General features: G+C 67.0%; 25 protein-coding genes. 20 read left to right on the forward strand and 5 right to left on the reverse strand.

Translation table 11 applies throughout. The annotated features are described in order from the left end of the window. Nucleotides 1-535 precede the first annotated feature (535 nt). The 15 genes from ACFOM9_RS01650 to ACFOM9_RS01720 all read left to right on the forward strand — a co-directional run bounded on the left by ACFOM9_RS01650 (nt 536) and on the right by ACFOM9_RS01720 (nt 14,109). Entirely contained in the window at nt 536-1,201 is a 666-nt protein-coding gene (locus tag ACFOM9_RS01650; RefSeq protein WP_386705547.1) for an HD domain-containing protein, read from the forward strand. A 53-nt stretch (nt 1,202-1,254) separates the two neighbouring features. After that, nucleotides 1,255-1,971, forward strand: coding sequence for a hypothetical protein (locus ACFOM9_RS01655; RefSeq protein ID WP_386705550.1), 717 nt, complete (start codon nt 1,255-1,257; stop codon nt 1,969-1,971). A gap of 133 nt (nt 1,972-2,104) precedes the next feature. Next, complete coding sequence (locus ACFOM9_RS01660; RefSeq protein WP_386705552.1) at nt 2,105-2,797, forward strand: hypothetical protein; 693 nt, start codon at nt 2,105-2,107, stop codon at nt 2,795-2,797. A gap of 195 nt (nt 2,798-2,992) precedes the next feature. After that, a complete protein-coding gene (locus ACFOM9_RS01665) occupies nt 2,993-6,217 on the forward strand; it encodes a type ISP restriction/modification enzyme (RefSeq protein WP_386705554.1) in 3,225 nt (1,074 codons plus the stop codon). A 216-nt stretch (nt 6,218-6,433) separates the two neighbouring features. Then, on the forward strand, nt 6,434-6,763 hold the full coding sequence (locus ACFOM9_RS01670) for a hypothetical protein (protein ID WP_386705556.1): 330 nt from the start codon (nt 6,434-6,436) through the stop codon (nt 6,761-6,763). Between the two features lie 972 nt (nt 6,764-7,735). After that, entirely contained in the window at nt 7,736-8,227 is a 492-nt protein-coding gene (locus tag ACFOM9_RS01675; RefSeq protein WP_386705558.1) for a hypothetical protein, read from the forward strand. Nucleotides 8,228-8,639: 412 nt separating this feature from the next. Continuing rightward, on the forward strand, nt 8,640-9,005 hold the full coding sequence (locus ACFOM9_RS01680; protein WP_386705560.1) for a nuclear transport factor 2 family protein: 366 nt from the start codon (nt 8,640-8,642) through the stop codon (nt 9,003-9,005). A gap of 66 nt (nt 9,006-9,071) precedes the next feature. Next, nucleotides 9,072-9,566: a GNAT family N-acetyltransferase gene (locus ACFOM9_RS01685; protein WP_386705562.1), complete on the forward strand. Its 495-nt coding sequence runs from the start codon at nt 9,072-9,074 to the stop codon at nt 9,564-9,566. 69 nt (nt 9,567-9,635) lie between these two features. After that, on the forward strand, nt 9,636-10,010 hold the full coding sequence (locus ACFOM9_RS01690; protein ID WP_386705564.1) for a VOC family protein: 375 nt from the start codon (nt 9,636-9,638) through the stop codon (nt 10,008-10,010). A 34-nt stretch (nt 10,011-10,044) separates the two neighbouring features. Beyond that, the gene (locus ACFOM9_RS01695; RefSeq protein WP_386705566.1) at nt 10,045-10,323 is read left to right on the forward strand and encodes a hypothetical protein; all 279 of its coding nucleotides are present in this window, start codon (nt 10,045-10,047) and stop codon (nt 10,321-10,323) included. 93 nt (nt 10,324-10,416) lie between these two features. After that, the gene (locus ACFOM9_RS01700; protein ID WP_386705568.1) at nt 10,417-10,737 is read left to right on the forward strand and encodes a hypothetical protein; all 321 of its coding nucleotides are present in this window, start codon (nt 10,417-10,419) and stop codon (nt 10,735-10,737) included. A 287-nt stretch (nt 10,738-11,024) separates the two neighbouring features. Further along, nucleotides 11,025-11,432 carry a VOC family protein gene (locus tag ACFOM9_RS01705; RefSeq protein WP_386705570.1) on the forward strand — a complete coding sequence of 136 codons (408 nt, stop codon included), beginning with the start codon at nt 11,025-11,027 and terminating at the stop codon, nt 11,430-11,432. A gap of 284 nt (nt 11,433-11,716) precedes the next feature. Then, complete coding sequence (locus ACFOM9_RS01710) at nt 11,717-12,616, forward strand: pirin family protein (protein ID WP_386705573.1); 900 nt, start codon at nt 11,717-11,719, stop codon at nt 12,614-12,616. A gap of 201 nt (nt 12,617-12,817) precedes the next feature. After that, nucleotides 12,818-13,603, forward strand: coding sequence for a TSUP family transporter (locus tag ACFOM9_RS01715; RefSeq protein ID WP_386705576.1), 786 nt, complete (start codon nt 12,818-12,820; stop codon nt 13,601-13,603). Between the two features lie 239 nt (nt 13,604-13,842). Further along, nucleotides 13,843-14,109, forward strand: coding sequence for a hypothetical protein (locus ACFOM9_RS01720; RefSeq protein WP_386705578.1), 267 nt, complete (start codon nt 13,843-13,845; stop codon nt 14,107-14,109). Nucleotides 14,110-14,219: 110 nt separating this feature from the next. Here ACFOM9_RS01720 and ACFOM9_RS01725 read toward each other — a convergent pair whose 3' ends face one another. Continuing rightward, nucleotides 14,220-14,693 carry a hypothetical protein gene (locus ACFOM9_RS01725; protein ID WP_386705580.1) on the reverse strand — a complete coding sequence of 158 codons (474 nt, stop codon included), beginning with the start codon at nt 14,691-14,693 and terminating at the stop codon, nt 14,220-14,222. A 21-nt stretch (nt 14,694-14,714) separates the two neighbouring features. On the opposite strand from ACFOM9_RS01725, the gene ACFOM9_RS01730 reads away from it, so the two are divergent. From ACFOM9_RS01730 to ACFOM9_RS01745, 4 genes are all read left to right on the forward strand, one after another. Next, the gene (locus tag ACFOM9_RS01730) at nt 14,715-15,677 is read left to right on the forward strand and encodes a hypothetical protein (protein ID WP_386705582.1); all 963 of its coding nucleotides are present in this window, start codon (nt 14,715-14,717) and stop codon (nt 15,675-15,677) included. A 460-nt stretch (nt 15,678-16,137) separates the two neighbouring features. Then, nucleotides 16,138-16,842: a hypothetical protein gene (locus tag ACFOM9_RS01735; protein WP_386705584.1), complete on the forward strand. Its 705-nt coding sequence runs from the start codon at nt 16,138-16,140 to the stop codon at nt 16,840-16,842. A 3-nt stretch (nt 16,843-16,845) separates the two neighbouring features. After that, the gene (locus ACFOM9_RS01740; protein WP_386705586.1) at nt 16,846-17,520 is read left to right on the forward strand and encodes a helix-turn-helix transcriptional regulator; all 675 of its coding nucleotides are present in this window, start codon (nt 16,846-16,848) and stop codon (nt 17,518-17,520) included. A gap of 445 nt (nt 17,521-17,965) precedes the next feature. Then, entirely contained in the window at nt 17,966-19,405 is a 1,440-nt protein-coding gene (locus tag ACFOM9_RS01745; protein ID WP_386705588.1) for a hypothetical protein, read from the forward strand. Nucleotides 19,406-19,564: 159 nt separating this feature from the next. Here ACFOM9_RS01745 and hemE read toward each other — a convergent pair whose 3' ends face one another. The 4 genes from hemE to ACFOM9_RS01765 all read right to left on the reverse strand — a co-directional run bounded on the left by hemE (nt 19,565) and on the right by ACFOM9_RS01765 (nt 22,948). Then, the gene (hemE, locus tag ACFOM9_RS01750) at nt 19,565-20,668 is read right to left on the reverse strand and encodes a uroporphyrinogen decarboxylase (RefSeq protein WP_386705590.1); all 1,104 of its coding nucleotides are present in this window, start codon (nt 20,666-20,668) and stop codon (nt 19,565-19,567) included. 152 nt (nt 20,669-20,820) lie between these two features. Beyond that, nucleotides 20,821-21,075 carry a WGR domain-containing protein gene (locus ACFOM9_RS01755; RefSeq protein WP_386705592.1) on the reverse strand — a complete coding sequence of 85 codons (255 nt, stop codon included), beginning with the start codon at nt 21,073-21,075 and terminating at the stop codon, nt 20,821-20,823. A gap of 227 nt (nt 21,076-21,302) precedes the next feature. After that, nucleotides 21,303-22,391, reverse strand: a complete 1,089-nt coding sequence (gene aroB / locus ACFOM9_RS01760; RefSeq protein WP_386705594.1) for a 3-dehydroquinate synthase — start codon at nt 22,389-22,391, stop codon at nt 21,303-21,305. Then, nucleotides 22,388-22,948, reverse strand: a complete 561-nt coding sequence (locus tag ACFOM9_RS01765) for a shikimate kinase (RefSeq protein WP_386705597.1) — start codon at nt 22,946-22,948, stop codon at nt 22,388-22,390. Before ACFOM9_RS01765 ends, aroB begins: the two co-directional genes overlap by 4 nt. A gap of 94 nt (nt 22,949-23,042) precedes the next feature. On the opposite strand from ACFOM9_RS01765, the gene ACFOM9_RS01770 reads away from it, so the two are divergent. Then, nucleotides 23,043-23,246: a dodecin family protein gene (locus ACFOM9_RS01770; protein WP_386705599.1), complete on the forward strand. Its 204-nt coding sequence runs from the start codon at nt 23,043-23,045 to the stop codon at nt 23,244-23,246. The last annotated feature ends 44 nt before the right edge of the window (nt 23,247-23,290 follow it).

A 23,290-nucleotide genomic window follows, 5' to 3' on the forward strand; every position in this document is an offset into this window, starting at 1 on the left:
AAAAAGCCGTTGCCCCTCCCCTGCGAAGGCAGGGGAGGGTTGGGGAGGGGTGCCGCCAGCAGCCACCGCAAGCCAATCCCCTCGCGCGCGCCCCCGCCCTCGTGGGAGCGGCTTCACCCGCGAGCCTTCGCCCCCCTCCCCTGCGAAGGCAGGGGAGGGCCGGGGAGGAGTGCCGCCAGCAGCCACCGCAAGCCAACCCCTCCCGCGCGCCCGCGCCCTCGTGGCAGCGGCTTCACCCGCGCGCCTCCCCCTCCCCTGCGAAGGCAGGGGAGGGGGAGGGGTGCCCTCAGAATCCTGCGTGCCGTTCCTCGCGTCACCCCGCGAACGCGGCGGCCCGGCGACCCAGGCACACCCCGCGCAACCGAACGCCCATCCCCAACACACCACCGCACAACCTCCATCTAGGAAAACTTCTCCCCCACCCCCGCGTCCCCGTCGCCCGCGACTACCATTCCCACCTTGCCCGGCGTTGCCCCGGCCGCCCGCGCCCTCGCGGAATCCCGGCCCGGCGCACCGGACAAGACCAGGGGGATTCGTGAACTCACTCAGCGACCGCTTCAGCCGCGCCGTCGACTACGCCCGCATCGCCCACGCGCGGCAGCGGCGCAAGGGCACCGACGTGCCGTACCTGAGCCACGTGCTCGGCGTGGCCGCGCTGGTGATCGAATTTGGCGGCGACGAAGACCAGGCCATCGCCGCCCTGCTGCACGACACCATCGAGGACTGCGGCCAGGCCCACGAAAGCATGATCCGCGCGCTGTTCGGCGAAGCGGTCGTCGACATCGTCATCGCCTGCACCGACGTCTCCGCCGAAGCCCGCGCCGCCGACGCCAACCCCGAAGTCGCCCGCAGCAACTGGTACGCCCGCAAGCGCGCCCACCTCGCCAACACCATCGACGCCGACGACAGCGTCCTGCTCGTCAGCGCCTGCGAAAAACTCCACAACGCCCGCGCCATCATCCAGGACCTCGAAAACCCCGCGATCGGCCCGGCCGTGTTCGACCGCTTCAACGGCGGCTGCGAAGGCACGCTGGGCTACTACCAGTCGCTGGCCCACGTCTTCGCCACCCGCAACGTCGTCGTCGCCGGCGAATTCGACCACGCCGTCGGCCGCATGCACGAACTCGCTGGGCGCCGACAGCGGTTGCCGCTGCGGCCCCTCGAGGACAACGAACGGCCGCATGCGATTGGGTGCCACTGACGTCAGGGCGGCGATCACCGCCGCGCATTGAAGCCAACCGAGGGGATCGCGACATGGCAGCACAGACCGACGCCGGCAAGCCAGCACCGGACACGACAGACAAGCCGGGTTGGCTCACCCGCCAGCTGGGCGACTTCAGGACTTGGCGGAAAACCATCACGGACCACCCCTTGAAAGGCGCCGTGTTCGCCATCGTGCTGTTCGTGCTGGGCGTGCTCGGCAACGAGGCCGCCGACCGCGTCATGCAGAACTTCCGCAAGCCTGACGCCTTCCTCGTGCAGATGAAGGACGAGCAGAAGCAGAACTTCGATGCCCTCAAGACCAGCCTGTCCGAACTCCGCGGCTCGCTCGACGGCAACGGCAATGCCGCCCTGCGCAACGTCGCCTCCGCCGCCGAAGCCCTGCAGCACACCAACGCCCGCCTGATCGAGGAATTCGCCCTGGCCAAGCGCGAGAACGAGACCCTGCGCAAAGCCGTGCGCGACAGCACCGGCATGGAAGGCGGCTCGGACTTCATCGTCGGCGAGTCGGGCTCGTGGCAGATCGACCCCGAGACCTCGATCGGCCTGGCCGGCGTCAACAACGGCTACGTCAGCATCAACCTCACCTCGCGCGACGCCGAGACATCGGTGCGCGAAAACCTCAACGTCGGCGAAGCCATCACCTACACCAGCGCCAGCGGGCAGGCCTGCAAGATCGCGCTGCACACGATCAACAACGCGCGGCCGGGGAGCGCTTCGTTTTCGAGGATTTGCCGCGCGGGGGCGTGAGGCGCGAAGTGACGGCAACGAGGCTCGGATGCTATGTCCGCAAGCGACCCGAACTGGATAGTCGGGGTCGCTACACGTCGTCGATTTTGCTGGGAGCTATTCACGTACGCTGAGCAGCATCAGGAGGTGGTCCATGCCGCTAAAACGCAAGGGAGAGGATGGCAATTGGCTTCCCACGTCAATCGATCGACTGGATGCTTTGCTATCAAATGTCATCTTCGGTCATGGTTATGGTCACATTTACGCGCTCCGTCGGAACATCGCCTACAACCTCCAGCACGTTCAGTACCTTGAGCAAACGCTCATAGACCTCAAGCTGACGACCGTACTGCTGACGCAGACTTGGAAAACTCAGATCATCGTCGGCTGCGGAATCATCGAGTCGCTGCTTCACTACCTCATCGTAGTTTCTGGCAATCAGTCGTCGATCGACTGGGAGGTGACGCAGGAATTCACGGGCGTGAACAAAAAGATCAACAACAAGTTGTATCGCATTGACTCGGTGGTGAAGGAAAAATTGGACGCCCCGAAGCCCCTTCCGATGACATTTGACGCAATGCTAAAAAAGGCAGAGTCCAAGAGGCTGATTGGCAATGATCAGGCACTGTACGGGAAGCTAAAGCGGTTGAGGCCGCTACGCAACCGCGTTCATCTTCAAGAGATTGGCCAGCCGGTCGATCACGATTTCAATGCGTTCACTTACGAAGACAAGCGGCTGATGATGCAAGTGCTACATGCAGTGTTTGCTGAGCTACTTTTCAATCCAACTGCCGAGCAACGCGCGTACTTCGACTACTTAGACAAATACATGCTGGAAGTGGATTGACTTCGCCCTGCTTACTTGAAGTGCTGGTCGTATGCCATGCCTAGCGGCCGCATATGGATTCTACGTCCGCTCTTGGCCGACACAGCCCCCTCTTGGTACTGGTGAAAGCCTGCACTTCCGACAGGTTCCGCGGCGCCCCTGCTGGGAGTTCGCAGTCTTCACGTACCCTATCGGCATCTGATGAAGGGACGACGGATGAGCAAGCTCGAAGCGATGCGTAACTACCTGGCCTCGGTGGAGCAGGCCCTTAAGACCGGCCAGGCCGGCGAACACACCCACCGTCCGGCGCTCGAAGCGCTGCTTGAAGCCCTCGGCGGGCCGGCAGTGGACGCGATCAACGAGCCGCGCCAGATCAAGTGCGGCGCGCCGGACTTTATCATTGTCCGCGGCACGGTGCCGCTGGGGCACGTCGAAGCCAAGGACGTCGGGCTGGACCTCGTCAAACTGGAACGCGGCGAGCAGCTCACCCGCTATCGGGAATCGCTCGGCAACCTAGTCTTTACCGATTACCTTTCCTTTCGCTGGTACTTGGACGGCGAACTGCGTCTGACGGCCGACCTGCCGCGCCCGGCCGCCAATGGCCGCATCCGTTGGAGCGACGACGCGGCGGCCGCCACCATGCAATTGCTGGACCAGTTCCTGTTGGCCGACATTCCGCTCAAGTCCACGCCACAGGACCTTGCCATCCGCATGGCGGGCCTAGGCAAGCTGATCCGCAGCCTGATCGGACAGACCTTCAAGGCCGAGGGTGAGCAAGGCGAGCTGCACGGCCAGTTGCAGGCCTTCCGAAAAGTCTTGATCGAATCGCTGACCGTCGAGCAGTTCGCCGACATGTACGCGCAGACGCTGTGCTACGGCCTATTTGCGGCGCGCTGCAACGCGCTCGCCAAGGGGTTCACCCGCCAGATCGCCGCCAGCGCGCTGCCAAAAACCAATCCCTTCCTGCGCAAACTGTTCAACTCCATCGCCGGACCGGATCTAGACGAGCGCATCGCCTGGGCCGTGGACCAGCTGGCCGAGTTGCTGGCGCGCGCCGACATGACCGCGATCCTGTCCGACTTCGGCAAGCGCACCCGCCAGGAAGACCCCGTGGTGCACTTCTACGAGACGTTCCTCGCTGCCTACGACCCGAAGATGCGCGAGGCACGCGGTGTGTACTACACACCCGAGCCGGTAGTGGGGTACATCGTGCGCAGCGTCGATGTCGTGCTGAAGCGAGACTTTGGCATGAAGGAAGGCCTGGCTCACGCGAAGAAGATCAAACTCAAGCGCCCGAAGGTGCACGGAAAGGGCGAGGAAACCTACGAAACGCACCGGTTACAGATCCTCGACCCGGCCACCGGCACAGGCACCTTCCTATATGCGGTGATCGCGAAGATCCGCGAGCACTTCGACGGCAATGCGGGGGCGTGGCCAGGTTACGTGGCCGAACACCTGCTGCCGCGCCTGTTCGGCTTTGAGCTGCTGATGGCGCCGTACGCCGTGGCGCACATGAAGCTGGGGCTGGAACTGGAGCAGTCCGGATACGACTTTGCCAGCGACCAGCGCTTGGGCGTGTTCCTGACTAATTCGCTGGAGGAAGCGCACGAACTGACCGGCCTCCCGCTGTTTACCCAGTGGCTGGCCGAGGAATCGCGCGCAGCGGCGAACGTGAAGCGCGACGCGCCGGTGATGGTGGTGCTCGGCAATCCGCCGTATTCCGCAGCGTCAGCAAATACCGGAGCATGGATTGCCAATCTTCTGCGCGGAAGAGACATCATTAGCAGTGAAAAGACCGAAAGCTACTTTCATGTAGATGGAAAGCCGTTGGGAGAAAGGAACCCGCGGTGGATTAATGACGACTACGTGAAGTTCATTCGCTTCGCGCAATGGCGTATTGAGAAAACTGGGTACGGCATCATCGCATTCGTCACCAATCATGGGTATCTGAACAACCCAACATTTCGAGGTATGCGCGAAAGCCTGATGCGCTGCTTCGACGAAATCTACCTGCTGGACCTGCATGGCAATAGCAAGAAGAAGGAAAAGACGCCTCAAGGAGGAAAAGATGACAACGTATTCGACATTCAGCAAGGCGTCGCGATTGGAATCTTCGTTAGACGTGAAAGCGCTAACCCTATCGAAGGCCGCTTAGCAAAGGTCTTTCATGGCGACATGTATGGAACCCGCGCCGAAAAGTACGCCTTGTTGGACGAAAGTGATATCGGCAGCACGCAATGGCGCGAACTTGCCCCAGTCAGCCCGAGCTACTTCTTTGTTCCAGAAGACGCAGATTTGCGGCTCGAATATGCGCCGGGTTGGAGCGTACTCGACGTCATGCCGGTCAGTAATGTAGGCATTATCACAAAGCGTGATGCGCTAACCATAGACATGGACAAAATCAAGCTATGGGATCGTGTGGTCGATTTCTCCCATCTCCCAGAATTAGAAGCGCGTCACAAGTATGATCTCCCTGAAGATGTGCGCGACTGGTCAATCGAGCGGGCTCAAAAAGATCTTCGTGAGTCTGGGCCTGTCGCAGAAAGAATAATTGAAGTTTGCTATCGACCGTTCGATAACAGATTTATGTATTACACCGGAAATGCAAGAGGTTTTGTAGGTTGGCCTGTTGAGAAGGTGACGCGGCACTTCCTTTCCGGTCCAAACGTCGGCCTTGTCACCGCGCGATCGAACAAATCACAATCCGTTGACCACTTCTTTGCAGTAGCCAATATGCCGGAAACGAAGTGTGGTGAGCGAACTACTCAGTCGTGCGTATTCCCGCTGTGGCTCTACAAGAAGCAAGCTTCAGACCTACTCGGGTCAGATGAAGTGCAACGGGTTGCGAACGTTGGAAGGGATTTTGTGGCCGCCCTCTCAATGGTCATTGGTATCGATCCTGCCCCCGAAGACACCCTCGCTTGGATCTACGCAGTGCTGTACACCCCAACCTATAGAAGCCGTTATGCGGACTTCCTGCGTAGCGACTTCCCGCGTATCCCGCTTCCGCCGGGGCGCGACATTTTTGACCGCTTCGTCTCCATCGGCCGCGAGCTGATCGCGCTGCACACGATGGAACAGAAGCAGCCACGCATCAGCCGCTTCGACGTCACCGGCAGCAACGAGGTGGTGAAGGTGCGCTGGGCCCCCGGCAATGGCGGCAAGGGTCGCGTATACATCAACGATGCACAGCACTTCGATGGCGTGCCGCAGTGCGTGTGGGACACCCACATCGGCGGCTACCGCGTGGCCGAGAAGTGGCTGAAGGGCCGCAAAGGCCGCCAGCTCAGTTTTGAGGACGTCATGCACTACCATGAGATTGTTGCTGCCCTTGCTCGCACCCTAGAGCTTCAGGTGGAGCTGGATGCACTGGTAGACAACCTCGGAGGTTGGCCATTGGGCAAAGTCAAACAACAGGCTGTAGGGTCGCAAGCGCTATGACCTCTTCTAGCCGACAGTCGTCATCCCGATTGGACTGAAGGCTCGTCGATCGCCGGACAAAGTGCTGCTGGGCTTCGGAGTAAAGAGGTCAGGTCCACTTACATTCGAGTTGGACGCATGAGCTTTGCGAACGCATTCGACATAGCCGTCTGCGAGTTCGTGGATAGGTAGGAATCGGGTCGCATATTTCCATGCGAACTCGAGTGGGGGAATCAGATGACCGAACGAGGAGTGTCATCCGGCGACAGGGATTTTGGCAGCCTGCGCTTTAGTTCACGACGTAATCGTTATGCCGAAGGCACGCCTGAAGACAACGCCAACAGCCGCTTCGTGATCGGGCTGGTGGTGTTCGTCGCGGTGGCGCTGCTTTATCCCTGGTACTCGTACTGGGTGCAGACGCAGCTGCTTGCGCGGGATTTCCAGAGGGCGGCGGGGGAGTTGGGCGCGCAGCTGCGCGACGAGACGCAGGCGATGACCGATCGGATGCAGCGCGATCAGGTACAACAGCGGGCGGCCGTGAACCGGCGCCGTGTGACCGATGTGTAGGTCATGGGTGCGATGACGACGCAGGACGATCCGGTTGTCATCGTGAGGATGGGGGATGCCGGGCTGTCCGAAAGCAGGGCGACGATCTGTCGCCAGGCATCGCATTGGCTGAACCGGCCGACCTCGGGAATGAGTCTGCACGTGCAATCGCAGCGGGGGCGCTTGCCGGCAGTCACGATCGGGTCGGTGGATTGCTGATTGCAGTAGGGCGTCGGTCAGCCAGTCACGCTGAATTCGCCGGAACTTAACTGCGGCCTCGTGGCACCTCGACTCCGTCCCTAAGCGGCCAGTCGCCTCCTGCTCGGCGCCGCAAGCGGACAGAGCACCGCGAGACGCTGACGAACCAGCGCCGCCAGCGTCTCGACCGACACACCGTTCCGACGCATTCGCCCCGCGCGCGGTGGTGAAGGTGCCGCGCGCCGACGTTTGAGCGCTGCGCGCGAACGGAGAAGTGTCTCCTTTCGAACTGTCCGCCTTGCGCGCAAGGGTCCGACCGTCGCGCGCAAGGCCGGGAGGCTTGCGGATCGCAGGCTTCGGGGCTTGCACGCGCGCTGCCAGCGTCGCGCGCGAGGCTTTCCGCCTCGCGCGCAAGGCTTTGGACTTTGCGCGCGCAGGTACGCGGCTTGCGAACGGGCTGTCGCCGGCGCTGCGCGCAAGCCTGCGGGTCGGCGTTCGGGCCGGATCGGTCGGCGGCCGGCGCTATTTCGTTCGCGCGCAAGGCTCGGCGGCTTGCGCGCGGGGGTTCGGGGTTTGCGCGCAAGGGTCTGGGCTTGCGGTCGGGAGCGGCGGGCGGGGCGCCTGCCCGCGGCGGGGCAGGGGTCCGACTTCCGACCCAACGATGCGGGGTTTTCCTACACCGGTCCGGGCGGTTGGCCGATTCCGGGGTGGGCCTGCCTGCGGTGAACTGTCCCTGCCGGCCAAGCGGGCCGGTTCCAGCCATCAGCGATCCGACAAGGACAAGGGAGTGCACACATGAGTCAGAACCGCATCGATCTCGAACTTTCCACCGAGGCCCTGGCCGCCGTCGACGGCGCGCTGGGCGTGCTGGAACTACACCTCGCCCCGCTGGTCGGACTGAGCCCGGACGAGCGCAAGGGGCTCAGCCGGATGGGCGACAAGTCCGAGGCGTTCTGCCGGCAGGCGGTGGTCGCCTTCACCGAGAACCCCGACGTGCTGCCGCGCAACTTCGACCTGGACGCCTACCGCCGCGACCTGGCCATGCTCGACACCCTGCGCCCGCGCCTGTCGAAGATGGGCCGGCTGTTCGAGCGCATGCAGGACACCGAGACGGCGCTGGGCAGCGACCTGATGGCGAACTCGCTGGAGGGCTACGCGGTGCTCAAGGTGTCCGGCAAGGGCGCCGGCCTGGAAAGCCTGCGGCAGATGTTGTCCGCCCGCTTCTCCCGCAACCCGCGCACCGCCGCGGCCCAGCCCGACCCGGCCCCGCAACCCGCTGCTGCATGATCGCGACGTTCCTCCCCTGACACTGCGATCCATGCACGGAAGGCCCCGCATTGCGGGGCTTTTTTTGTCGACTCGTGGCGGTAGACCGGCTTGGGGAAGTCCTGCCCGCGGCCGCAGGCCGAAACCGCGTTCCACCGGCCTGTCCTGTTCGGCGGGTGGGCGTGCGGCAGTGCGGGAAACCAGGCGGTACTATCCCGCACGATTGCCGATACGACGGCAGGCAACCCGGGGCGCGGGCCGTGAGCGAGAATTTCCGTGCGCCACTGCGTGCCAGCGGGGTTCATGGATCCTGCCGATGCGGTTGCGGACCTGGAGTGGCATGGCGCCTGCGACGCGCAGTGACGCTGACATTTCACCGATGCCGCCGCTGCGCGTGGCGGCCTGACTCACGCCTCAGGGTGCAAGGGACATCATGGAATCCGCGATCCGGGACCTGGAAGAACAGCTTCGGCTGGCCATGCTCGGCAGCGACGTTGCAGCGCTCGAACGACTGGTCTCGGACGACTTGCTGTTTGTTGGTCCCGGAGGCGCAACGTTTGGCAAGCAGGACGATCTCGAGCTTCATCGGTCCAGGCGGCAGAAGCTCTCGCAGGCCGACTGGGAGGCCGTCAGCGTCCAGGCGCGGGCGCATTGCGCGGTATCGGTGGTCACCGCAGCCCTGTCGGGATCGCTGGATGGGGCAGCTTTCTCGGGCAGGTTCCGGTACATCCGCATGTGGGCACGCCTCGGGGATGCCTGGAAGGTGGTCGGCGGCAGTGTCACTGCGGTCGCGCCTTGAAGGTTCGCCGGGGCCCGGGGCACGCGGCCCGGTTCGATCCAGGCGCCAGGGAGTTCTTCAACGATCATGGAAATCCGACCAGCCACGACCGCCGATCTCGATGCGATGTGGGGCATCTTGCAGGCCGTCATCGCCGCGGGCGACGCTTTGCCGTTCTCCGACGACTTCGATCGCGCGACATTCGAGTCGCACTGGTCGGGCGGCCAGGCCTCGTACGTCGCGGTGGTCGATGCGGACGTCCTTGGCGTGTACAAGTACGGCGCCAACTACCCGGGCCGGGGGGCGCACGTGGCCAGTGCGACCTACGCCGTGCACCCTGCCGCCCAGGGCAGGGGCATTGGTCGCGCCCTGGTCCAGCACAGCCTGGTCCAGGCGCGGAACGCGGGATTCCTCGCGATGCAGTTCAACTATGTCGTCAGCTCCAACGCGCCGGCGGTCGCGCTGTACAGGTCGCTGGGATTCGCGGTCGCCGGCACGCTGCCGAAGGCTTTCCGGCACGCGCGACTGGGTCTGGTGGATTCGTATGTCATGCACAGGTTCCTGCAGCCACGGGGCGCCTGACCGTCCGCTCGAATCGCAGCCGCGTTGCCGAGCGGCTTGATGCATCAGCCAGCCGCAAGGAGGAACCGCATGATCGATCACACTGGCATTGGGGTTGCGGACGTCGCTGTCTCCGCCATCTTCTACGACGCTGCGCTGGGCGCGCTTGGCATGCGTCGCGCCATGCAGATGCCGGAAAACGCAGGCACCGATGGCGTGGGGTACGGGGTGGAATACCCGGTTTTCTGGATCGATCGGTTCCATCCGCACTCGACCCGACAGCACACGGCCTTCGTTGCCCGCAGCCGCGCGGAGGTCGATGCGTTCCACGCCGCTGCCCTGGCTGCGGGGGGAACGGACAACGGCGCGCCGGCTGCGCGGCAGGATCAATCAACGCCGATCTACTACGCTGCGTTCGTGCTCGACCCGGACGGAAACAACATCGAGGCGGTGTTTCGTGGTTGAGCGCAGCCGGCGGGCGCGAGATCCCGGGCCACGGATGGGGGACCGTCGGAGCGCCGATCCGGACCTGACGCTCGGCGGACGCTGCGCCGCCGCGTTCGTGTCGCTGCTGTTTTCCGTGCCGCTGCTGGGCCTGTTCTGGCTGCTGCTCAACCGCTGGATCGCCCCGGTGTCGGACAGCGTGCTGCCGCTTTCCTGGCTGGGCGCGGCGATCGCGGGGTTCGCCGTGCTGTCCTTCGCCTGGCCGCGCCTGGGGCCGGGTGTGGTCGGCGGGCTCTGCAGCGTGCTGATGCGCTTGGGCAGGTGGTTCTGGTAGCGCGCTGCGCCGGCCGTCGTTGCGTCGCGGTCAGCGGGGGCCATCGGCTATCGTGGCGCCACCCGGCCCAGGCTTGAAGGCAGGAGCGTCGTCATGTTGCGACATGTATTGCGGACTGCCTGCATCGCCGCCGCGGGTTGCGCGCTGAGCTGGCTGGTGCTGTCGGGCCACTCGCCGCTGTCCCACCGCATGGCCAGCATGCCGCTGGCCACCAACCTCGCGTCGGCGGTGAACCTGCCGACGATGCTGTTCGCCATGACCGGCTTGCCCGGCGCCCGCGCACCGTCGGGCGGCGCCGTGGCGCTGGTCGCGGCGATGCAATGGCTCGCGTACGGCGCTGTCCTGGGCTGGCTGTGGCACAAGCTGCGGCCCGGCAACGCGCCCAGGGCGAAACCGGTTCGCGCCCGGACGTGATCCCGGCGTCCGCGGCGTCGGGCCGAACCCGCGCCGCGGATGCGCCCGATGCGCTGCCCACCACCGGCCGCGTCTTCGACCTTAAGCAGCCACGCCAGCAGACCGGCAGTTCCACGTAGCCCAATCGCCGTACCGCTTCGCCGCCTCCAGCGCCAGGACCTCCTTCAGCGCGGCCGGGTCCGTCGCCGGCATGCGCACCGCGTGCGCGTGGCGGTTGCCGATGCAGGCTTGTCGATCTGCGCCGCCCGCGTTCGTCGCACTGGCACGACTTCCGAAAAAGGACCGCCATGACCCGCATGATCTTCGTCAACCTGCCCGTGTCCGACCTGCCGGCCTCCATGGCCTTCTATGAAGCCTTGGGCTTCACCAACAACCCGCAGTTCAGCGACGACACGGCGGCCTGCATGGTCTGGAGCGAAGCGATCCACGTGATGCTGCTGACGGGCGACAAGTGGCGCAGCTTCACCGATCGCCCGATCCCGCCGCCGACTTCGAGCGAAGTGTCGCTGGCGCTGTCGATGGACAGCCGCGAGACGGTGGATGCCATGAACGCGGCGGCCGCGGCGCACGGCGGTACCGCCAACATCAATCCGGTCCAGGACCTTGGCTTCATGTACGGCCGCGACCTGGCCGACCCCGATGGCCACATCTGGGGTCCGTTCTGGATGGATCCGGCCGCTATGCCGCCGGCCTGACGGATCTCCGGATCACTCGTCGTCGTCCTGAGTACAGCGAGGGGTCTGCTTTGCTCCTGCATATGGAAACTGATCCTTCGCTGCGCCGGGAATGGCAGGAATGCTGGCGCTCGGACCTCGACAACGCGGCTTTTGGCCCCATTGCGCGAAGGCGGGCAAGCCGCAGGGATGACGGCTTCGTTCGGAGGTCCCCCGGCAATCGTCGGGAAAAGCCGGCCGGTGTTGCGGCATGGCGCCCGAGGTGGCACAACGGGCGCCGGCGCATCGTCGCCGGGAGCCATGACATGATCGAACTCGTCATCGAGCAGCGTCGCCGCGACCTGGGCAGTTTCGAGGTCGGCCGCGTGCTGCCGTTCGCGAAGCGCCGAATGGTCGGTCCCTACATCTTCTTCGATCGCATGGGCCCGAAGGAGCTGGCGCCCGGACTGCCGCGCGAGGCCGACGTGCGCCCGCATCCGCACATCGGCCTGTCGACGATCACCTACCTGTTCGACGGCGAGATCATGCATCGCGACAGCCTCGGGTCGGAGCAGGCGATCCAGCCGGGCGAGGTCAACTGGATGACGGCCGGCAGCGGCATCACCCATTCCGAGCGCTTCGAACGCCTGCGCCGCGAGGGCGGGCCGCTCGACGGCATCCAGGCCTGGGTGGCGCTGCCCGAAGAGCGCGAGGAAATGGCGCCAGGCTTCTGGCACTACGCCAGCGAGGCGCTGCCGGTGTTCGACGACGACGGCGTGGTCGGGCGCCTGATCGCCGGGCGCCTGTCGGGCCTGGAATCTCCGGTGCGGGTCGATTCGCCGCAGTTCTACGTGCACTGGCAGCTGCGCGCAGGCGCGCGGGTGTCGCTGCCAGCCGAGTATTCCGAGCGCGCGGTGTATGTCGCCAGCGGCGCGGTGGACGTGGAGGGGCAGCGCGTGGACGCCGGCAGCATGGCGATCCTCGAAGCGGGCAAGGCTGCCACCCTCGCCGCGGTCGGCGACGCCGCGGTCATGGCCCTGGGCGGCGAGCCGGTGGGGCCGCGCTACATCGACTGGAACTTCGTGTCGTCGTCGAAGGCGCGCATCGACCAGGCGCGCGACGACTGGAAGGCCGGCCGCATGAAGCTGCCCGACCTCGACCACGATGAGTTCATCCCGCTGCCGCCGAAGATCGGCGAGCTGCGCGAGCCAGAGCCGATGTCCTGATCGAGCCATCGCTGGCACGGCTTGTGGTCGCAGGGGCAATGCGTTGCCCGGAGTGCCCGGCGACGATGGCGTGGCGGTCCGGCAGGCGCGTATTCCTCCGCCTTGGCCCTGCGCTGCGTGGCGGCGACAATGCGCCGGGCGCGGGCAGGCCGTAATTCAGGGTCGCGCCGCCCTGACGCCGTCCACCCGAGGATCGATTTCATGGAACTCACCGCCGAGGTCATCGCGCTGCTCATGGGCGTGTCCTTCGTTGCCGGCGTGATCGACGCGCTCGCCGGCGGCGGCGGCCTGCTGACGATCCCCGCGCTCATGGCGGCCGGTGTCCCGCCGGTCGCCGCGATCGCCACCAACAAGCTGCAGTCGAGCTTCGGCACGGCCAGCGCGGTCTACGGTTTCGCGCGACAGGGACGCATCGACTTCCGGCGCTTCGCCAAGCCCGCGGCGGGCGCCTTCCTCGGCTCGATGCTGGGGGCGTGGACGCTGCAGCGGGTGGATCCGGGATTCCTGCGCGGGCTGGTCCCCGGCCTGCTGCTGCTCATGGTGGTGTACTTCCTGGTCGCGCCGAAGGCGTCCGAGGAGGACCGGCACAGCCGGCTCGGGCCGGCGGCGCTGGTCGGGGCGATCGCCGCGATCGGCTTCTACGACGGTTTCTTCGGGCCGGGTGCCGGCTCGTTCATGACCACCGTGCTGGTCGCGGCGTTCGGGCTCGGCCTGGTGTCGGCCACAGCGCACACCAAGTTCCTCAACCTGTCGAGCAACCTGGCCGCGCTGCTGATTCTGGTGATCGGCGGGCACGTGCTGTGGAAGGTCGGCCTGCCGATGGCCGTTGCGAGCATCGCCGGTGGCCGGCTGGGCGCGCACCTGGCCGTGCGGGTGGGAAGCCGCGTGATCCGGCCGCTGCTGGTCACGATGTCGCTGCTGCTGACGGCGAAGTTGCTGTCCGAACCCGGCAATCCGCTGCGGGAATTCTTTCTCGCGCGCTTCTGAAGGTGCTGCGCTGGTCGCGAAGCGCGGTGGGCTTGGTGCGCGACTGACGCGCAGCGCACGCCCGCTACGAAAACGGACGCATCTGCAAAGGGCCGAACATTTCCTTTCGCCAGCAAAGGCGGGGATTCCCGAGGGCTGGCGCGAAAATGAATGTTTCCAGGAGCGCGGGTCGGCTCGTGACATCGTCCTGCCGACGGCACGGATATCTTCGCGGCACCGCCATCGGAAGGAACACGCGAATGTCCGACGACAACGCCAAGACCGACCTCGACCACGTCCATGACACCCTGACCCAGCTCAAGGAGATGCGCCACTACTCCAAGAACAACGTGGAAGCGCTGACTGCGGCGTGGCTGCTGTTCGACGGGGAACTGTCCAAGCTCGGCCAGACTGCAAAGATCGACGACCTGATGACCCGCCAGGGCGAGCTGCACGATGCGCTGGAAAGCGTGATTGCCGATTTCGAGGAGCTGGCGATCCAGCTGCAGCCTGCGCCGGAAGAGTAGGGGGCTTGGTCTGTCGCGGCAAGGACGGTTTTACAGGTGGGACGGGCCACGCTTGATGGCTTCCGCCGATTGCTCGACGGAAGCCACGGACGGCTCTACGCCAGGCCAGCTCAGTTCAATAGTTCGAACCCGACCACGGCAGTGAGGATCGCGGCGAGAATCGCGTAGTTGCCGTTGTCGTCGCGCTGGCCATAGCGGTAGCGGCTGCTGTAGCCGTCGTCGTAGCCGCGCGCGAAGCCTTGGCGGAAGTAGTAGTTGTATTCGTCCTGCGGGATGTAATAGCCGTTGTAGCCGTAGTTGGCATCCTGGTAGGCGTAGCTGTTGCGGTAGTCGGCGCGCCAGCCGTCCTGGCGGTCGGCGCGGCCGGCGGACAGGCCTTCACGGTAGCCGTAGTTGACGGCCTGCCGGATCAGGTCGGCTCCGTAGCGGTTGGTGCGCTGCCAGCTGCCCTGGTAGGAATAGCGGTACCGGTCGGGCGTGTAGTAGTACGGGTCGTTGCGATAGTCGTAGGAGCGCGCGCTCCAGCGCACCTGCTGCTCGCGCAGACGGTCGTAGTACTGCTGCTGGTAGCGGTACTGGGCCATCCGACGCTGTTGCTGCAGGCGTTGGGCGCGCTGTGCGGCGCGTCGCTGCCAGTCGCGGCGCTCGTCGCGGTAGCGCTCGGCGCGCTGGCGCTCTTCGCGGATGCGGCGCTCCTGCTGTTCGCGGCTCAGACGCTGCTGCTGTTCGATGCGCTGCTGGGCGCGACGGTCATCGTCGCGGCGGCGGGTTTCCTCATTGCGGTTGCGCGGCAGGATCCCGCCGGACACGCGCGGCGCTTCATGGTGCTGCTGCTCGTGCCGGCCCGCCGTGCGTGCCTCGCGTTCGCGCGCCTGCTGCTCGCGGGCCTGTTGCTCCCGGACAAGGCGGTCGCGCGCATCGGTGCGCCCGCGCTCGTCGTTGCGATGCGACTGCGCGCGCCGTTCGGTCCGTTCGCGATTCACGCGCTGTTCGTCGCGGCGTGCCTGCTCCTGGTGGGCCTGCGCCTGCCTGACCTGCTGGGCCTGGGACCGCCGGCGTTCGGCCTGCCGGGCATCGGCCTGCTGTCGGGCGCGCTGGGCGTCGGCACGCCGTTCGGCTTGCTGGCGGCCGGCATCGCGGCGCGCTTCGGTCTGGCGGCGCTGCTCGCTGGCGCGGTGCTGCGCGGCCCGCTGTCGCGCTTCGGATTCCCTGCGCTGTTCGCCGGCACGACGCTGAGCCTGCTGGCGTCGTTCCCCGGCGCGGCGCTCCGCCTGCTGGCGCATGGCTTGCCGCGCGTCCTGCCGGTCGTTGCCACGGCGTTCGGCCTGCGGCCGCTGTTGATGTTCGACGCGCGCCTTGTCGTGCTGCTTTTCCTGGTCGGCGCGTTCGCTGCGCTGGTTGTCGCGGGCGACGGCGGGCGCGGCGACGCCCATGGCCAGGACGGCGGCGAGCGAAATCGAGACCAGGAACTGTCGGGAGGAAATAGTTTTCATGTCGATCACCTTTTGTCGCGCTCCATGGCGGCGCCCCGGTGTCCACTTTGCGCGCCCGGCATGAATAGGCTCTGAGAGTGATCGGGAGTGTTCAGCGGCGAGCGGGCGTAATCGCTTACAACGACGTGGTATCGGCGCATCCCTTTCGCTGCGGGACGTTCTCGTTGCTTCGACCGATGGCGGAACCTGCGGCAAACGCGCTGCAATGCCCAAGCGGATCCTCCTCGCTCCGCGAGCGGCCGCCGTCGAGGGCAGCGCGGTGTGGCGATGCAGGAACACGGCTTGGGGCGGCACCCAGCGGCGCTGATGCGCCTCCAGCTCCCTGGCCGGGAGTTGCCAGGCCGAATGCGGCGGGAATCCTGGGGTGCAGCAGTGCAGGCCTGCCGGTCCGACGCTGCCCGATTTCAGATATCGGGTCGCCCGTGCCCGGATGAGATCAATAGATCCGTGCTTTACACATGCATTCGGGGTGGAATAGCTTGCAGAAGCCCAGGATGGACTGGTCGCAAGCCGCGACGTCTCCGGGAGCCCTCTGATGTCCACCTCATTCAAACCCCTTGGCCTGGCCATCGCGCTGGCGCTGGCCGGCTGCAACCAGGTGCCGCCTGCCGACACCGCCGACGCGGCCGTGCCCGCCGACACCATGGCCGAGGCCCCGGCCGCCATCGCCGGCCCTGCGCCTGCGGCCGAAGCCGCCGCCGTCCCGGCGCCGCAGCTGCAGGCGGCGATGCGCGACCTGTGGCACGGGCATATCGTCCACGCCCGCGATTACGCGTTGGCCGTGCATGCGGGCAACCAGGCCGACGCGACCGCCGCCGCCGACAAGGTGGTGGAGAACGCTAGGCAGATCAGCGGCGCGGTCGCCGGCTTCTACGGCAAGGCCGGAGGCGACCAGATGCTGACCCTGCTCGGCGGCCACTGGGGCGCGGTCAAGGCGATGACCGACGCCCGCGCGGCCCAGGACGAAGCCAGCGCGACCAAGGCGATGGACGACCTCAACGCCAACGCCGCGGCCATCGCCAGGTTCCTGGCGGGCGCCAATCCGAACCTTCCGGAAGACACGGTGCACGGTTTGATGCTCGCGCACGGCGCACATCATTCGCAGCAGATCAACCTGATCCTGGCCGACGACACCGCGGGCGAAGCGCAGGAGTGGGCGGCGATGCAGTCGCACATGGACATGATCGCCGACGCGCTTGCCGCCGCGATCGCCAAGCAGTTCCCGGACAAGGCGAGCTGAGGGATGACCCAGGGGCTCGCGCAATTCGGCGACACCCGCCAGCGGCTGCTGCGGCAGCTGCTGATGGCCCGCGACGGGATGGGCGTCGAGGCGCTGTGCGAAGCCCTGCGCCTGAGCCACAACGCGGTGCGCCAGCACCTGACCACGCTGATCGTGCGGGGACTGGTGGAACGCGTCCAGCCGCGCGCCACCGGCGGCCGGCCGCAGGCGCGTTATGCGCTGAGCGCCGAAGGACGCGAGCTGTTTCCGCGCAACTACGGCGCCATCGCCGCGGCGCTGATTTCGCAGCTGCTCGCGCGCGTGGGCGAGGCCGAAACCGGCGCGATGCTGCAGGAACTCGGGGCCACGGTGGCGGCCACCCAGTCTTCGCTGCAGGCCGAAAGCGGCGAAGCGCTGGCGCGCGCGCTGGCACAGCGACTCGACGCATTGGGCTACGAAGCCGTGCCGGCGCGGCACGGCGACGATTGGCAGGTGGAGGCGTTCAACTGCGTGTTCCACGGCTTGGCGAGGCAGCATGCGCAGGTCTGCAAGTTCGACATCGCCTACATGGAAGCCACCACCGGACGGCGTATCCAGCACGTGGAATGCATGGTGCGCGGCGGACAGGTGTGCCGCTTCAAGCTCGGTGCCGCCCCCGCGCCGACGCGGGGCGTGGCGGCGGTCGATACACGCGCCTGAGCAACGTCTGTCGTTCCGCCGCGAGGCGGGGAATACGCCGGCATGGGGGCCGCGGCGGAGCAGATCGATCGTCGATGTCCCGGGCCACGTGCCGGTGCTCCGCACCACAGGACGCATGGAGACGTGATTTGCGCGCGGAAACCACCCGTGCGACACGGAGCGTGCCCGCACCCAGCACTTCGACGCAGCGGAAGACTGTCGTGCATCGCACATCGCGAACGTGCGCGTCGTCCCGTGCATGCACGCATGTCTTGTGCGGCGCGTCACGTATCCGGAATTTAGCTGGATAACTGCGTAGCAGGTCACTCAAGCAGGTGGGGTACGCGTCGATAACGAACGCGAGCCGCGCGCATTCTGCGTGGTCGTTGTCTCGTGACGCAGCGGTGCGCAGGCGTGGGCCGTTGCACTTCGGGACTCCGGCGCCGGCTTACATCGGAGACCCGCGATGCCCAGGATCCTTTTCGTCGTGCTCGCCGTCGCGGGGGCGCTGCTGTCTGCGCGCGACGTCAAAGCCGCCGAGGCCGCTCCGGGCGAGGTCGTGCAGGGCAAGCTCGAACTGCTGTGGGGCGATGGTCCCGGCCGGCATGTGTTCGAAAGCCACCTGTTGCGCGATGACGGCACGCGCGTCGCCCTCGATCCGGCGCAGGCGCGCCGCGCCGCGGGCGACCTCTATGCGCTGATCAATCGCCGCGTGGCGGTCAACGTGGTCGCGCCGGCGCGCGGACTGCAGCGCGCGCGCATCGACGCGATGGTGGCGGTGCAGCCGGTGCGCGTGGCCAGGTCTTCCGCGATTCCCTCCTTCCAGGCCGCCGCGGCCCTGCCGGTGGCCGGCAACCGGCGCTGGGTCACGGTGATGTGCAAGTTCAGCGACATGGCCGCCGAGCCGAAGAACGCCGCGTTCTTCGAGCAGCAGTACGCGGACGCGCCGCGCCTGCTCGGCCGCTACTGGAAGGACGTCTCCTACGGCAAGGTCGACCTGTCCGGCTCGCAGGCACATGGCTGGTTCACCCTGCCGCACCCGCGCGCGTACTACACGCCCGAAGGCAAGCGCACCAACCTCTACCAGCTGTTCCGCGACTGCGTGGCGGCGGCCGATGCGGTCATCGACTTCTCGCAGTTCTACGGCGTCAACACGGTCTACAACGGCGAGCTCGACGGCATGGCCTGGGGCGGCAGCGGCTGCGCGCCGTTCGATGGCGGTCCGTCGGTCTGCAAGCCAGGCACCTTCCTGCCGCCGTGGGCCTACGAGAGCCTCGCGCCGTTCGCGCACGAGATGGGGCATGGCTTTGGCATGCCCCACTCCGACAACTCCGACGGCGACGGCGACTCATACGACAACCCGTGGGACAACATGAGCGACGACTGGTCGAATGCGACCGTCGACGCCACCTTCGGCACCCTGCCCAAGCACGTGAACATGTACCAGCGCGAGCGCATGGGCTGGGTGGACGATGCGCGCAAGCTCAGCCTTCCGTCCACGATGCAGGCGCCGCAGGAGATCGCCCTCGATTACGCCTCGCTCGCGGCCGCGTCCAACCGCCAGCTGGTCGTGGTGACCCTGCCCGAAACCGCCGACCCGGCCGCGCAGGTGGCTTACACCATCGAGGCGCGCCGCCCGACGGGCGACTTCGAGGGCGAGCTCGCGGGCGACGCGGTGATCGTGCACCAGTTGGAGGGCTATGGCACCGCGCGCAGCCAGGACGGTGACCAGACCCCGGCGACGCGCTCGAACAACGAAGGTTCGATGTTCAAGGTCGGCGAGAGCTTCCGCCTGCCCGGCACTTCGCTGCGCATGAGCGTGGTCGCGCGCACCGCCACCGGCTTCCGCGTGCGCCTGTCGAAGGGCTATTTCACCGGCGGTGCGATGCAGGCGCTGCGCAAGTAGCGCAGAGGCCGGGGACGTCCATCGAACCGGCGGGCCGCTCCGCAGCGGGGATCGAAGCATCGAGCCCCGCATGGTTGTGGATCGCCCTGCGGTAAACCCTTCGCCGCAGCCAGGGGCCGCAATGGCCCTGTCCCGCGGCGCGCCGGGCGGATCCCTCGATCAGCGCGCGCTGTAGGCGTGCACCTCGTCCACCAGCACCGCGACGTGCGCGGGATCCATGTCGGGCGACATGCCGTGGCCGAGGTTGAACACGTGGCCATCGCGCGAGCCGCCGTTGCCGTCGCGGTAGCTGTCGAGCGCGCGGCGGACTTCGCTGCGGATCGCCTCGGGCGAGCCGTACAGCGTGGCCGGGTCGAGGTTGCCCTGCAGCGCGACCTTGCCTTGCGTGCGGCGCGCCGCTTCGCCCAGTTCCACCAGCCAGTCCACGCCGACGCCATCGGCGCCGCTGGCGGCCAGCGCTTCCAGATGCGTGGCGTTGCCCTTGCCGAACAGGATGAGTGGTGTACGCGCGTCGGCTTCGCCGACATGGCGCGTGCGTTCGGCGCCTTCGCCACGCGCCAGCTCGCCCGCGATGCGGGTGAGGTAGGGCAGCGAGAATTCCCGGTACATCGCCGGTGACAGCACGCCGCCCCAGGTGTCGAACACCTGCAGCGCCTGCGCGCCCGCCGCGCGCTGCGCCGACAGGTAGGCGATCACCGCGTCGGTATTGACCGACAGCAGCGCGTGCAGCGCCTTCGGGTCGTTGAGCGCCATCGCCTTGATGCGCGCGAAGTCCTTGCTGCCGCCGCCCTCGACCATGTAGCAGGCCAGGGTCCACGGGCTGCCGGAGAAACCGATCAGCGGCACCTTGCCGTCGAGCTCGCGGCGGATCGTGCGCACCGCGTCCATCACGTAGCGCAGGTCGGTTTCCATGTCCGGCACGCCAAGCCTGGCGATCGCCGCGGCGTCGCGTACCGGATGGCGGAACTTGGGGCCTTCGCCTTCGACGAAGTACAGCTCCAGGCCCATCGCGTCGGGGATCGTGAGGATGTCGGAGAACAGGATCGCGGCGTCGAGGTCGAAGCGCGCCAGCGGCTGCAGCGTCACCTCGCAGGCGATCTCCGGATTCTTGGCCATCGCCAGGAAGCTGCCGGCGCGCTTGCGCGTTTCGCGGTACTCGGGCAGGTAGCGACCGGCCTGGCGCATGAGCCAGACGGGCGTGCGGTCGACGGGCTCGCGGCGCAGGGCGCGGAGGAAGCGATCATTGGCTGGCGTGTTGGGCATCGTGCTTCTGCGGCAGTGGTGGGGATTGGCTCGACTTCACTCCCCAGCGGGGGCCGGAGAGCCCGGGGAGGGCATGGGCGTGGGCGAAACTTCGGCAAGTTCCGCTGGCGCCGCCGCAATCGCCGGCCTCCCTGCCCTCGCAGGGAGAGGATTCATTTCGGTGCGCCTGTTCCTTGCGCGAACGTCAGCTGGAAACCACGCTTGAGCTGCTGGTCGCGCGAGCGCTCCAGCGCGCTCACGGCGCTGGCCTGGTCGAGGAACTGTTCGCGGCGCACGGTACTGCGTCCGCCGATCTGTCCGGTTTCGCGCACCAGCTCCCAGCCGCCCAGCAGGTCGGGTTGCAGCATCAGTTGCACGAAGCGGGGGGCGTCGTGGCCGTCGGGGTGTTGTTGCAGGAACAGGCGCATGGGCCGGGCATTGTACGGGGCGGCGGGGGCCAGTGGCCTGGAGCGGCCATTGCAGGACGGCTTCAACCGCGAGCTTTTGCCCCCTCCCCTGCGAAGTCAGGGGAGGGTCGGGGAGGGGTGCCCTTTGGCAACGCCGCGAACCGTGCACACCGCCTCCCAACCTCCCCCCTGCCTTTGCAGGGGGAGGGCAGCAGCCAAGATCTCGATGTTCCAGCGAAAACGGGTGCCTATGTGCTGCCCAGGATGTCGCGCACCGCGTCCCCGGGCACGTCCGCCACCACCCGCGCTCGCCCCAGGCCCTCCCACAGCACGAACCGCAGGCCGCTGGCCTGCGCTTTCTTGTCCAGGCGCATGTGGGCGAGCAGGACATCGGGATCGAGGCCCGTGGGCAGCGCGGTCGGCAGGCCGAACCGCTGCAGCAGCGCCTGCAGGATCATCGCGTCGGTGTCGGTGGCCAGGCCCAGCGCGGAGGACAGCCGCGCGGCCAGGACCATGCCGACGGCCACGGATTCGCCGTGGTTGAGCGTGCCGTAGTCCTGCGCGGTCTCGATGGCGTGGCCGAAGGTATGGCCGAAATTGAGCAGCGCGCGTTCGCCTCGTTCGAACGGATCGCGCTCGACGATCGCGGCCTTGTGCACGCAGCTGCGGGCGATGGCGTCGACCAGCGCGTCGCCGTCGCCGCCGAGCAGGGCGTCGGCACGCGCGGCGAGCCAATCGAGGAAAGAGGCATCGACGATCGCGCCGTACTTCACCACTTCCGCGAGCCCGGCCCGCAGTTCGCGCGCGGGCAGCGTCCGCAGCGCGTCGGTGTCGGCCACCACCGCGACCGGCGGGTGGAACGCCCCGACGAGGTTCTTGCCCTGCGGCAGGTCGATTGCGGTCTTGCCGCCGACCGAGGAATCCACCATCGCCAGCAGCGTCGTCGGCAGTTGCACGCAGTCGATGCCGCGCATCCAGCAGGCGGCGGCGAAACCGGCAAGGTCGCCGACCACGCCCCCGCCGAGCGCGTAGACGCAGGCGTCGCGGGTGGCCCCGAGCGCGGCCAGCGCGTCGACCGCCTCGCCGAAGCGGGACAAGGTCTTTTCCCGCTCCCCCGCCGGCATCACGTGGGTGGCGATCCGCAGGTCCGGCCGCGCGGCGCGCAGGGCATCCACGACGGCCTGCGCATACAGCGGAGCGACGTTCGCGTCGCTGACCACCAGCACGTGGCGCCCACGCAGCGATTGCGCGAGCAGGTTGCCGTCGCGCAGCAGGCCACGACCGATGGTGATGCGGTAGGGCGCGGTGCCGCCGACTTCGACGTGGCGCAGGCTCATGCGCGAACGCCGTCGGTCTTCGCGGCGGCCGTGGCCTGCCAGCGCGCGTCGAGCAGGTGTCCCAGCTTCGCAGCGGTTTCGGCCGCGCCCATCGCCGCGGTGTCGAAGCGCAGGTCGGCGACCTGGGCGTAGAGCGGCTCGCGGACCTCGGCGAGGCGGCGCAGGACGGCTTCGCGGTCGCCGCCGGCCAGCAGCGGGCGGCTGCGGTCGCGCGCCAGCCTCGCCAGCTGTTGCGCGATGTCGACGTGCAGGTGGACCACGAAACCGCGCGCATGCAGCAGCTCGCGGCTGCGCGGGTCCAGCACCGAACCGCCGCCGGTCGCGATCACCGCGCCCTCGCCGGCCAGCAGCCCGGCAAGGACGATCTGTTCGCGCGCGCGGAAATCCGCTTCGCCCGTGCATTCGAAAATGGTGGCGATGCTCGCGCCGGCCTGAGCCTCGATTTCGCGGTCGGCATCGAAGAACGCCAGTCCGAAGCGCTGGGCCAGGCGCCGCCCGATCGACGACTTGCCCGAACCCATCGGGCCGACGAGGACGAGGTTGGGGGCCGGATTCATGGCCGGATGCTAGCACCGCGTGTCGCCAGCTTAACGTCGGCCGGCCTAGCCTGCGTGGTTCCGGCGGCGTCGCCGCCCCGACAGGAGAAGTGAAATGGCAGTCGCCAAGGTCATCGAAGTCAATGCATCGTCGACCACCAGCGTGGAGGACGCGGTGCGGCACGGCCTGAAGAAGACGTCGGAGACGGTCAAGGGCATCAAGGGCGTATGGGTGAACGAGGTCAAGGCCGTCACCAACGATACCGGCGACATCACCGAATGGCGGGTCAACCTGCGCATCACGTTCGTGGTGGAGTAGGGGAAAGTCGCACCGGAAGATCTTGCAGGAGCGGCCTCGGCCGC

The organism is Luteimonas notoginsengisoli (assembly GCF_042648885.1).
GTDB lineage: Bacteria > Pseudomonadota > Gammaproteobacteria > Xanthomonadales > Xanthomonadaceae > Luteimonas > Luteimonas notoginsengisoli.

What these genes read in the sequence shown, in the direction of transcription:
- ACFOM9_RS01655 (WP_386705550.1), top strand. Translation starts at nt 1,255, where the DNA reads ATGGCAGCACAGACCGACGCCGGCAAGCCAGCACCGGACACGACAGAC.
- ACFOM9_RS01660 (WP_386705552.1), top strand. Translation starts at nt 2,105, where the DNA reads ATGCCGCTAAAACGCAAGGGAGAGGATGGCAATTGGCTTCCCACGTCA.
- ACFOM9_RS01665 (WP_386705554.1), top strand. Translation starts at nt 2,993, where the DNA reads ATGAGCAAGCTCGAAGCGATGCGTAACTACCTGGCCTCGGTGGAGCAG.
- ACFOM9_RS01670 (WP_386705556.1), top strand. Translation starts at nt 6,434, where the DNA reads ATGACCGAACGAGGAGTGTCATCCGGCGACAGGGATTTTGGCAGCCTG.
- ACFOM9_RS01675 (WP_386705558.1), top strand. Translation starts at nt 7,736, where the DNA reads ATGAGTCAGAACCGCATCGATCTCGAACTTTCCACCGAGGCCCTGGCC.
- ACFOM9_RS01680 (WP_386705560.1), top strand. Translation starts at nt 8,640, where the DNA reads ATGGAATCCGCGATCCGGGACCTGGAAGAACAGCTTCGGCTGGCCATG.
- ACFOM9_RS01685 (WP_386705562.1), top strand. Translation starts at nt 9,072, where the DNA reads ATGGAAATCCGACCAGCCACGACCGCCGATCTCGATGCGATGTGGGGC.
- ACFOM9_RS01690 (WP_386705564.1), top strand. Translation starts at nt 9,636, where the DNA reads ATGATCGATCACACTGGCATTGGGGTTGCGGACGTCGCTGTCTCCGCC.
- ACFOM9_RS01695 (WP_386705566.1), top strand. Translation starts at nt 10,045, where the DNA reads ATGGGGGACCGTCGGAGCGCCGATCCGGACCTGACGCTCGGCGGACGC.
- ACFOM9_RS01700 (WP_386705568.1), top strand. Translation starts at nt 10,417, where the DNA reads ATGTTGCGACATGTATTGCGGACTGCCTGCATCGCCGCCGCGGGTTGC.
- ACFOM9_RS01705 (WP_386705570.1), top strand. Translation starts at nt 11,025, where the DNA reads ATGACCCGCATGATCTTCGTCAACCTGCCCGTGTCCGACCTGCCGGCC.
- ACFOM9_RS01710 (WP_386705573.1), top strand. Translation starts at nt 11,717, where the DNA reads ATGATCGAACTCGTCATCGAGCAGCGTCGCCGCGACCTGGGCAGTTTC.
- ACFOM9_RS01715 (WP_386705576.1), top strand. Translation starts at nt 12,818, where the DNA reads ATGGAACTCACCGCCGAGGTCATCGCGCTGCTCATGGGCGTGTCCTTC.
- ACFOM9_RS01720 (WP_386705578.1), top strand. Translation starts at nt 13,843, where the DNA reads ATGTCCGACGACAACGCCAAGACCGACCTCGACCACGTCCATGACACC.
- ACFOM9_RS01725 (WP_386705580.1), bottom strand. Translation starts at nt 14,693, where the DNA reads ATGGCCCAGTACCGCTACCAGCAGCAGTACTACGACCGTCTGCGCGAG.
- ACFOM9_RS01735 (WP_386705584.1), top strand. Translation starts at nt 16,138, where the DNA reads ATGTCCACCTCATTCAAACCCCTTGGCCTGGCCATCGCGCTGGCGCTG.
- ACFOM9_RS01740 (WP_386705586.1), top strand. Translation starts at nt 16,846, where the DNA reads ATGACCCAGGGGCTCGCGCAATTCGGCGACACCCGCCAGCGGCTGCTG.
- ACFOM9_RS01745 (WP_386705588.1), top strand. Translation starts at nt 17,966, where the DNA reads ATGCCCAGGATCCTTTTCGTCGTGCTCGCCGTCGCGGGGGCGCTGCTG.
- hemE (WP_386705590.1), bottom strand. Translation starts at nt 20,668, where the DNA reads ATGCCCAACACGCCAGCCAATGATCGCTTCCTCCGCGCCCTGCGCCGC.
- ACFOM9_RS01755 (WP_386705592.1), bottom strand. Translation starts at nt 21,075, where the DNA reads ATGCGCCTGTTCCTGCAACAACACCCCGACGGCCACGACGCCCCCCGC.
- aroB (WP_386705594.1), bottom strand. Translation starts at nt 22,391, where the DNA reads ATGAGCCTGCGCCACGTCGAAGTCGGCGGCACCGCGCCCTACCGCATC.
- ACFOM9_RS01765 (WP_386705597.1), bottom strand. Translation starts at nt 22,948, where the DNA reads ATGAATCCGGCCCCCAACCTCGTCCTCGTCGGCCCGATGGGTTCGGGC.
- ACFOM9_RS01770 (WP_386705599.1), top strand. Translation starts at nt 23,043, where the DNA reads ATGGCAGTCGCCAAGGTCATCGAAGTCAATGCATCGTCGACCACCAGC.